9 protein-coding genes are annotated in these 9,158 nt (G+C 68.0%); 4 read left to right on the forward strand and 5 right to left on the reverse strand.

The features are described from left to right. Window positions 1–49: 49 nt before the first annotated feature. Window positions 50–1,582 (forward strand): DUF222 domain-containing protein, encoded by a 1,533-nt coding sequence (locus tag AB4Y94_RS16855; RefSeq protein WP_441729164.1) that lies wholly within the window; start codon window positions 50–52, stop codon window positions 1,580–1,582. A 107-nt stretch (window positions 1,583–1,689) separates the two neighbouring features. Further along, entirely contained in the window at window positions 1,690–3,303 is a 1,614-nt protein-coding gene (locus AB4Y94_RS16860) for a phytoene desaturase family protein (RefSeq protein WP_441729165.1), read from the forward strand. A 135-nt stretch (window positions 3,304–3,438) separates the two neighbouring features. On the opposite strand, the gene AB4Y94_RS16865 is transcribed toward AB4Y94_RS16860, so the two are convergent. Further along, a complete protein-coding gene (locus tag AB4Y94_RS16865) occupies window positions 3,439–4,308 on the reverse strand; it encodes an NAD(P)H-binding protein (RefSeq protein ID WP_441729166.1) in 870 nt (289 codons plus the stop codon). Window positions 4,309–4,437: 129 nt separating this feature from the next. Here AB4Y94_RS16865 and AB4Y94_RS16870 point away from each other — a divergent pair, with 129 nt between their 5' ends. After that, window positions 4,438–5,037 carry a GNAT family N-acetyltransferase gene (locus AB4Y94_RS16870; RefSeq protein WP_441729167.1) on the forward strand — a complete coding sequence of 200 codons (600 nt, stop codon included), beginning with the start codon at window positions 4,438–4,440 and terminating at the stop codon, window positions 5,035–5,037. Here AB4Y94_RS16870 and AB4Y94_RS16875 read toward each other — a convergent pair. Beyond that, complete coding sequence (locus AB4Y94_RS16875; protein ID WP_441729168.1) at window positions 5,034–5,960, reverse strand: aminoglycoside phosphotransferase family protein; 927 nt, start codon at window positions 5,958–5,960, stop codon at window positions 5,034–5,036. The genes AB4Y94_RS16870 and AB4Y94_RS16875 overlap by 4 nt on opposite strands. Before the next feature lie 123 nt (window positions 5,961–6,083). Here AB4Y94_RS16875 and AB4Y94_RS16880 point away from each other — a divergent pair, with 123 nt between their 5' ends. Continuing rightward, the gene (locus AB4Y94_RS16880; protein WP_441729170.1) at window positions 6,084–6,590 is read left to right on the forward strand and encodes an SRPBCC domain-containing protein; all 507 of its coding nucleotides are present in this window, start codon (window positions 6,084–6,086) and stop codon (window positions 6,588–6,590) included. A 39-nt stretch (window positions 6,591–6,629) separates the two neighbouring features. Here the strand turns inward: AB4Y94_RS16880 and AB4Y94_RS16885 are convergent, their stop codons facing one another. The 3 genes from AB4Y94_RS16885 to AB4Y94_RS16895 all read right to left on the reverse strand — a co-directional run bounded on the left by AB4Y94_RS16885 (window position 6,630) and on the right by AB4Y94_RS16895 (window position 9,152). Further along, complete coding sequence (locus AB4Y94_RS16885) at window positions 6,630–7,190, reverse strand: acyl-CoA thioesterase (RefSeq protein ID WP_441729171.1); 561 nt, start codon at window positions 7,188–7,190, stop codon at window positions 6,630–6,632. A gap of 110 nt (window positions 7,191–7,300) precedes the next feature. Then, a complete protein-coding gene (locus AB4Y94_RS16890) occupies window positions 7,301–8,440 on the reverse strand; it encodes a bifunctional 2-methylcitrate synthase/citrate synthase (RefSeq protein WP_441729173.1) in 1,140 nt (379 codons plus the stop codon). 10 nt (window positions 8,441–8,450) lie between these two features. After that, window positions 8,451–9,152 carry an isocitrate lyase/PEP mutase family protein gene (locus AB4Y94_RS16895; protein ID WP_441729177.1) on the reverse strand — a complete coding sequence of 234 codons (702 nt, stop codon included), beginning with the start codon at window positions 9,150–9,152 and terminating at the stop codon, window positions 8,451–8,453. Between the last annotated feature and the right edge of the window lie 6 nt (window positions 9,153–9,158).

Here is a 9,158-nt window from a genome sequence, read left to right on the forward strand (position 1 = left end):
CACTGCACATGTTCGTAACTGTGTGTGAGAAAAGCGCAGACTGGGTGGTATGAACCGGCGCACGACGGAGACAGTGGACCAGGCCGAGGCGCTCCTCGCCTCTGTCCTGGCGGACACGCCATCCGCGTTGCTCAGCGACGACGACGCCATCGCGCGGCTCGGGGCCGTGGAGCGCCTCGGCCGGCTTGTGGACGCAGCGCGAGTCGAAAGCGCCTCGGACATCGCCGAACGATCGAGCCGGCTGCTCGGCCGGGACTCCCTGGCCTGGAAACGGGGCTGCCGCACCAGCCAGGACCTCATCACCCGGGTCACGCTGATCTCCAGCCGCGAGGCGAACCGTCGGGTGCGACTCGGTGAAGTCGCCGGTCCGCGCCGCGCGGGCACGGCGATACTTCCGCCCCTCTACCCCGCGGTGGCGGAGGCTTTCTCGACCGGCGCGGTGGGCGTCGACACGGCAGAGGCGATTACGGCGACCCTGCGGGCCATGTCCACCCGCGTTGCTCCGGATGGCGTCCACACCGTCGAACGCGCACTGGTCGCCACGGCCACCGGGAGCGTGACCGAGGAGACCCGAGGACTCCCGGGAGAAGGAATGACCCACCCGGCGGATTCGATCCGGATCCAGGCCGCGGTGTGGCAGGCCCGCTTCGACCCCGACGGCGCAGCACCGGGCGAGGGGGAACTCGAAGCGCGCAGCAACATCGGATTCGGCCGCTTCACCAAGGGACTCTTTCCGCTCCGTGGCGGCGTCACCCCCGAGTTCAAAGGAGTAATGGACGGGGTATTCAACACCTTCCTCAGCGCACACTCAAGCACGGCACACTCAAGCACGGCACACTCAAGCACGGCACACTCAAGTACGGCACCCTCGAACAGCCCGAACGCAATGACCCCGCCCGCATTCCCCAGCGCGGAAGAGCAGGCCCGTATCGACGCCGGAGAGGTCATTCCAGGCGCCGACACATTCGACCCCGCTGCCGCCGACACGCGCACCGGAGGCGAGAAGCGCGCCGACATTCTCCGGATGGTCCTGGATCGCGCCGCTCGGGACCCCCGCTCCCCCAGCATGGGCGGGGCAGCCCCCACCGTCACCGTCCACGTCAACGCCGTCGACCTCGCGGACAACACCGGTGTCGGCTGGGTCGACGGGGTGGAAGCGCCCGCCTCACTCAGATCGGTCCGACAACTGATCTGTGCCGGCGGAATGCAGAAGATCATCTTCGGCGAGAACGGCGAGGTTCTCCACCTCGGCGGCAAGGAACGTTTCTTCACCGCCGGGCAACGAAAGGCCATCGCCGCCCGCGACGGCGGCTGCATCATCCCGGGATGCACGGTTCCCGCCGCGTGGAGCGAGGTGCACCACGTCATCCCCTGGCAGAACCATGGCCCGACTGACATCGACAATGGCGTGCTGCTCTGCTGGTACCACCACCACAGCATTGAGACGTCCGGCTGGCAAATCAGGATGATCCGCGGTCGACCACAGATCAAGGCACCAGCCTGGCTGGATCCGGCCGGAATCTGGCGGCCCGCCAACTACCACCGGGCCAGGCAGACGAAGCGGACACTCTCCGCCGCGTGAGTCCTCGGCTCGGAAGGTCGGCCGCACAGGCACCCCGGCGATCACCGCCGCACGGGTGGTGGTCGCCCGGTTCCACCCCATCCATGGTCCATGGATAGGCTCGGACCATGATCGAACCCACCCACGATGTCGTGATTGTCGGCGGCGGGCACAACGGCCTCACCGCCGCCGCCTACCTGGCCCTCGCCGGCAAGAGCGTCATCCTCCTCGAACGCGACGACCACCTCGGCGGGGCCGCCATCTCGGCGGATGCCTTCAGCGGCGTCGAGGCCCGACTCTCGCGTTACTCCTATCTGGTCAGCCTGCTGCCGAAGCGAATCACCGACGAGCTCGGCCTCGACATCCAGCTCGCCCGACGCCGGTACTCCTCGTACACGCCGGACCCGGCAGACATCACGGGCGGCCTGCTGGTCGACCACGGTGACGCCGGAGCAACCCGTGAGTCCTTCACCCGCATCGGCGCCGCCGATGACTTCGAGGCGTGGAACGCGTTCTACCGCGACACCACCCATGTCGGCCAGGCCGTCTTCCCGACCATGTGCGAACCGCTGCCCACCCGCTCCGAGGCACGCCGCCTGGTCGGCGACGAGCGGGTCTGGAGTCAGTTCTTCGAGGCACCGCTTGGCACCGCGATCATCGACCGGTTCGCCAATGACCTGGTGCGCGGCGTGGTCGCCACCGACGGCCTGATCGGCACGTTCACGTCAACGGATGCCGCTGACCTGGCCGCGAACCGCTGCTTCCTGTACCACGTCATCGGCAACGAGACCGGGGACTGGGACGTGCCGATCGGCGGCATGGGTGCCGTCTCCGGCGAACTCGAGAAGGCCGCCCGCGGCGCGGGCGCCGCCCTGGTCACCGGAGCCGACGTGACCGCCGTTTCGCCGAGCGGTGAGGTTCGCTACCGCGGAGGTGGCGAACCGGGCGACGCCGAACAGGTCGTGCGCGGCCGGCATGTGCTGGTGAATGTGGCGCCGTGGGTGCTCGAGAACCTGCTGGCTGCGGGCCGGGCAGACCACACCGAGTCGGGTGAGGCATCCGTCTCCCACGCCCACGCCAAGCCGGAAGGCGCGCAGGTCAAGGTGAACCTGTTGTTGAAGCGACTGCCCCGGCTCCGTGATGAGTCGGTGTCGCCCGAGGCGGCGTTCGGCGGCACCTTCCACATCAACGAGACCTACAGCCAGCTGGAGGACGCCTACCGGGAGGCGGTGGACGGCAAGATCCCCGGCCTGTTGCCGTGCGAGATCTACTGCCATTCCCTGACCGACCCGAGCATCCTGTCGCCAGCCCTGGTCGCATCCGGTGCGCAGACCCTCACCGTCTTCGGGCTGCATGCGCCGAGCCGAGCCCTCACCGAAGAGAACAACGATGAGACCCGCGCCCGCCTTCAAGCCGCTGTCCTCGCCTCCCTCAACTCGGTGCTGGCCGAACCGATCGAAGACGTGCTGATGACCGATGCCGACGGTCGGCCCTGCATCGAGACCAAGACAAACCTGGACCTCGAGCATGCCCTCAATATGCCCGGCGGAAACATCTTCCACGGGCCGCTGTCGTGGCCGTTCCTGGAGGACGATGCCCCCCGGAACACACCGGCCGAACGCTGGGGAGTCGCCACCGAGCACGAGCGGATCCTCATCTGCGGTGCCGGGGCGAGGCGTGGTGGTGCAGTCAGCGGAATCGGCGGGCACAACGCGGCGATGGCCGTGCTCGAAGCCGACTGAATCGCGCCCCGGGACCTTCCGCACCCCCGCATCCCCCTCGCCGAGAACGCACTTGTTGGGCTTATACCCTCGGAATAAGCCCAACAAGTGCAGGTTCGCGGAAGGAAAAAAGGGGGAAAGCGCGGGCGGCGAGGGCTACGCGACGGCGGGGACGCGTGCGGCGCCGAGCGCCTCGGCAAGCGGCGTGGTCGGGCGTCCGATGAGACGGGCCAGGTCGCCGGGGGTGTGGGCGAGCAGTCCGTCGCGGATGTTGCCGTCGAGCGCCACGATGAACCCCGCGGTGCCCGTGGGCAGGCCGGCGGCGATGAGCTCGGCCTCGTGCTCCTCGGGGGTCACCGACCGGTAGACAACAGGTGTCCCAAGGACCTCTGACGCGGCCTCGGCCAGCTCGGCGAAGTCCCAGGCGTGGTCGCCGGTGAGTTCGTAGACCGCGCCGTCATGTCCATCGCCGATCACCACTGCGGCCGCCGCCTCCGCGAAGTCGGCGCGGCTGGCACTGGCCACCCGTGCGTCCCCGACGCTCGCGACGATCTCGCCGGTCGTGGCGGCCTGGTACAGGGCGCCCAGGTAGTTCTCGGAATACCACCCGTTGCGGAGGAACGTGAAGGCCAGACCCGACTCGCGGATCAGGTTCTCCGTGGCGATGTGCTCCGGCGCGAGGACCAGTGTGGTCGAGTCGGCGTGCGGAGCACTCGTGTACACAATGCGCCGGATGCCGGCGGCCCGGGCTGCGTCCACCGCCGCCTGGTGCTGGCCGATGCGGCTGCCGACCTCACTGCCGGAAACGAGGACCAGGGTGTCGGCGGCGGCGAACGCGGCGGCGAGGCTGGCTTCGTCGGAATAGTCGACGCGTGCGACGCGGACTCCGCGCTCGGAGAGGTCATCGAGCTTGTCGAGCCGGCGACCGCCGGCCACGATCCGCTCCGCTGCGACTCCGCGTGCCAGCAACGACTCGACGATGAGGCGGCCCAGGTGTCCGGTGGCTCCGGTAACTACAACTGTCATGCTGTTCCTTCCGATCGGTGTGTCTTTATGCCAACGCAAGGAGTCCGGAAAGCTTCCCTGCGGTGAAGTATTCGGCGGCAACACTCGGCAGAACCTCCAGCCGGGGCTTCCGCGCAACATAATGGAGCCGTGACCCACATCCGTCCGTACCGCCCCTCGGACCGCGACGCGGTCTACCGCATCTGCGTGCTCACCGGCGCCGACGGCGGTGACGCGACCGGCCACTACTTCGACGACGACCTGCTTCCCGACATCTTTGCCGGCCCCTACGTGGACTTCGAGCCCGACCTCGCATTCGTCGTCGACACCGGCGACACCAGCTCCGGCCACGTCGCCGGTTACGTCCTCGCCACCGCCGACACCCGGGCATTCGTCGCCCGTTACCGCGACGAATGGCTGCCCCAGTTCACCGTGAAACATCCGCGGGACACCCCGGGAGACGCGATCGCGCTGGGTTACAACCCCGAACGGATGCTCATTCCCGAGGTCGACGAGTATTCGGCCCACCTGCACATCGACCTGTTGCCCGAGATCCAGGCCCAGGGCTGGGGTCGCGCCTTGATCCGCACGCTGCTGGCCGAACTCGCCGCGCGCGGCGTTCCGAAACTGCACCTCAGCATGTCGCCGGCGAACTTCGCCGCCGCAGCCTTTTACGAGCGACTGGGCTTCCACCGGCTGCGGCCGAACACCCCTGAGCTGCTGGGCATCGAGACGGACGCCGTGGTCTAACCTCGGCGGGCACGCCCCAGCAGGCGCTCAGCTTCAGCACCCACCTCGAGGGTATGGGAGGGCTGCATCCCGCTTCGTTCGTACCAGGCGGCCGAGAGCCCGCACCAGGCGACGCACCAGCCCAACATGCGTTCGCGACCGAGCCCCGCAGCTTCCGTGATCACCGCCAGTTGGCGCTCGAGGCGACCAGGCCGGGTGGCCAGTTCCCCGGTCGGGTTGCAGAGGATGTTGGCGAAGTCGAAAGCCCGGTCGCCGATGAGGCCCTTGGGATCGATGGCGAGCCAACGGTCCCCGCTGCCAGGCCCGCCAGGCGCACCGCCCGACCCTTCGCCCGCCGCTGGGCCCGGCGCGCCCCCGAAATCAAGCACGTTGCCGTGATGGAGATCGCCGTGCAGCACGCCCACCGCACCCTGCCCGTCGAGCAGGGTGCGGGCCAGGGCGGCGGCCCTGGCGTAGAAACCTCCGGCTGAGTCGCCGGCCTCTGCGGCGTGCTGGAACAACTCGCCGAACCAGTCGTCCAGGCGAGGCAGGGCCGCCGGTGGGTCCGTACGCCGCTCGGCGCCCACGGCGTGCAGGCGCATCGCTGTCGCGCAGAGGATACGGGTCGCTTCGTCGTCACGTCCGGTGTCGGCCATCGACTCCAGGCTGCGGCCGCCCGTTGCCCGTTCCAGCAGCACCGTTGTGTCGTCATGCCGCAGCACGGGCGCCGCGGCCCCTGCCCCGCTCCACCACGTCATCAGCCCGTTGCCGACCTGCTCTTCCTCCGCGGTTGCTATTTTGAGCATGGCCGGCCGACCACCGGAACGCACCGGTGCCAGCACGCTGCTCGCGGTGGTGAATGGAACACCGTCCGGCTCGAGCGCCCACCGGGCGCAGTACGCGGCGACTTCCGGGTGCCCGGTCAGGGACTCCCCGATGCTCACGGTCCGATTCTGTCCACCCCGCCAGTATGCCCCGGAGACCGACTCGCGTGCCCGCCTCTGGCAAGCCGGAGCAAGAAGGCCTAGCCTCAGGAGTGAGATCGTGTTTCTCTCCAGGAGGTCGCAATGTCAGCCAAGCCAACCGGTCGTCTCGCCCATCGCCCGGACGGGCTCTACCTGATGCTGAATCGGCTGTTCGCGGCGCCCATCGAAGATGTCTGGGCCAGTCTCACCCGTCCCGCCGAGTTGCAGAAGTGGATCGGCACCTACACCGGCTCCCCCGCCACCGGCGCGGTGAAGTTTCTGATGTCGGCCGAGGACGACGCCGCGTGGGAGTACGTCAGCATCCTCGAATGCCAGCCACCGCACCGGTTCGCAGGCGATTTCGGCGAGGGCGACGACGAGTGGCGCGCGATGTTCCACCTGGTCGAAGGGGACGGCATGACCACGCTGACGTTCGGCCAACGGCTGCATTCGGCCGCGGAAGCCTCCACCGTGGGGCCGGGATGGGACTACTACCTCGACCGGCTCATCGCGGCGCGCGCCGGCGCACCGCTGCCGCAGTGGGAGCACTATTACCCGGCACACGCGCAGTTCTACAAGGACCTCGTCGTTCCGAGCAAGTCCGCCTGACCGGCGCTCCAGCGTGTGAGCGCGAGCGGATGCCGCGGCTCAGTTCCAGTGGCTCGGCGCGGCAGCCCGGGTGGCGGGGAGGGCAACATTCTCGCTCCAGGCGAGCAGCCAGTCCGGTACCGGCTCCGCCGGGGGCGACCCCACCGCCCGGGTGAGCTCATCGATCGAGACGACTCCGCCACTGCGCTTGAGAAATCGACCACGAATGTAACCGTGGGCGTACACCTCGGGCCGGCCATCGGCATCCGGTCGCACGAACCGCTGCTCCACATAGACGGCCTTCTCGTCGAAGCCGAGGATGCGGGACTCGATGGTGAATCTCTGCCAGAGCTGCAGGGACTTGCGGAAACTGATGGTCTCGGAGACGACGACCGGATACCAGCCGTTCTGCTGGAAGATCTTCCAGACGCCGTTGCGCTTCAGCATGTCGAACCGGGCGACGTCCATGATCGACAGGTAGACGCCGTTGTTCATGTGCCGCAGGATGTCCTGGTCGGTGGGCAGGGTGATGAACCGGGTGCGCGCGACGTCGTAATGCCCGAGGCTCGGTCCGAACCGGGAGATCAGGGTGTGGAGAAGGGTCCGCCAGAACATATGCACCCTGCGATGCTAGCGACCGCGCGCGGCGGCCTCGCATCCGTAGTCGCTACCCCACAGTCATCCGCCGCGGCGGACCGCCTGCCTTGCCGGGTCTCGACAAGCTGTCGAGATCAGGCGGGGACCTCGCGCTGGTCGTGTCCGTTGTACACGGAGAGCGGACGGATCAGCGCGTTCGAGGCGAGCTGCTCCATGATGTGCGCGCTCCAGCCGACGACACGACTGGCAACGAAGATCGGCGTGAAGGTCTCGGTGTCGAACCCCATCACGTGGTACGTCGGGCCGGCCGGGTAGTCGAGGTTCGGTTTGATGTTCTTGCGCTCGGCCATCCCCGCTTCGAGTCGTTCGTACATCTCGAGCAGGTCCGGCCGGTTGAAGTGCTCGAGCATCTTCTCCATCGCGGCGCGCATGGTCGGCACCCGGGAGTCGCCGTTCTTGTAGACCCGGTGGCCGAAGCCCATGATCTTCTTCTTCTGCGCCAGCGCGTCGTCGAGCCACGCCTCGACCTTGTCCGGCGTGCCGATCTGGCCGAAGGTGCGCATGACCGCCTCGTTGGCCCCGCCGTGCAGTTCGCCCTTGAGCGCGCCGATCGCACCGGTGACGCCGGAGTACAGGTCGGAGAGGGTGGAGACGATCACCCGGGCGGTGAACGTGGAGGCGTTGAAGGAATGCTCTGCGTACAGGATGAGGGAGACCCGGAACGCGTCCACGACCTCCTCGTCCGGCACCTCGCCGAAGGTCATGTAGAGGAAGTTCTCGGCGTAGCCGAGGTCGTCGCGGGGCTCGACAAGCGGCAACTCGTGGCGGCGGCGCTGGTCGTAGGCGACGATCGACGGCAGCTGCGCGAACAGGTGCTTCGCCTTGCGGAGGTTCTCGGCCGGGTCGTTGTCCTCGGCGTCGGGGTCGTTCGCGCCGATGATGCTGACCGCTGTGCGGCAGACGTCCATCGGATGCGTCGTGATGGGCAGGTCGTCGATCGCGCGCCGCACGTTGTCAGCGAGTGCACGCTGCCCGCGTTCCTGCTGCTCGAACGCGTCGAGCTCCTCCTTGGTCGGCAATTCGCCGTTCCAGAGCAGCAACGCGACCTCTTCGAAGCTGCAGAGGGCCGCGAGCTCCTGCACCGGGTAGCCGCGGTACAGCAGCGAATTGGTGTCCGAGTTGACCTTGGAGATCGCGGTGTAGTCGACCGGCACACCGGCCAACCCCTTGTAGATCTCCTTCGTTGCGGTTTCAGGCACTGTGGTTTCAGGCATTGTCGCTCCCCTAACGCTGGATGTGGAAGTTGAAGACGTTGGTGTCGAAGTGGTTGTAGGACTCGTAGTCGAGCAGTTCGTAGAGGTCGGCTCGGTGCTGCATGTCACCGAGGGCGGGTTCGAGGGTGCCGTGTTCGGTGAGGGTGTCCAGGCCCCGGACGACCGCCTCGAACTCGGCGAGGGTGCCCATCGCCTCGGGGAAGATCGCGTCGGCGCCGGCGTCGACGAGTTTCTTGGCCCGGTCGATCGCCGCGTCCAGGCCATCGACGGCACGGATGTCGGTGCGCGCCATGATCAGGAAGTTCGGGTCCCGGCGGGCATCGACGGCGGCCCGGATCCGTTTGAGCGCGGTGTCCTCGTCGACGACCTGTTTGCCGTCGAGGTGTCCGCAGCGTTTCGGGTTGACCTGGTCCTCGATGTGGGTGCCGGCCAGTCCCGCGTCCTCCAGGGTCTGGATGGTGCGGGCCACGTTCATCGGCTCACCGAACCCGGTGTCCGCGTCCACGATCGCGGGGAGGTCCGTCATCCGGGCGATCTGCTGCGCCCGCCCGGCGACCTCGGTGAGGGTGGTCAGCCCGATATCGGGCAGCCCGAGATCGGCGGAGAGGACCGCGCCGGAGATGTAGACCCCGTCGAAACCCTTCGCCTGGATCAGCTTCGCCGACAGCGGGTTGAACGCGCCGGGGAACCGCTGGATCTCACCGGAAGCCAGGCCCGC

This window comes from Glaciibacter sp. 2TAF33 (assembly GCF_052114945.1).
Taxonomy (GTDB): domain Bacteria; phylum Actinomycetota; class Actinomycetes; order Actinomycetales; family Microbacteriaceae; genus Cryobacterium.

Bases quoted from the DNA above. Each gene is read 5' to 3' on its own strand.
- AB4Y94_RS16855 (WP_441729164.1), top strand. From the start codon at position 50: ATGAACCGGCGCACGACGGAGACAGTGGACCAGGCCGAGGCGCTCCTC.
- AB4Y94_RS16860 (WP_441729165.1), top strand. From the start codon at position 1,690: ATGATCGAACCCACCCACGATGTCGTGATTGTCGGCGGCGGGCACAAC.
- AB4Y94_RS16865 (WP_441729166.1), bottom strand. From the start codon at position 4,308: ATGACAGTTGTAGTTACCGGAGCCACCGGACACCTGGGCCGCCTCATC.
- AB4Y94_RS16880 (WP_441729170.1), top strand. From the start codon at position 6,084: ATGTCAGCCAAGCCAACCGGTCGTCTCGCCCATCGCCCGGACGGGCTC.
- AB4Y94_RS16890 (WP_441729173.1), bottom strand. From the start codon at position 8,440: ATGCCTGAAACCACAGTGCCTGAAACCGCAACGAAGGAGATCTACAAG.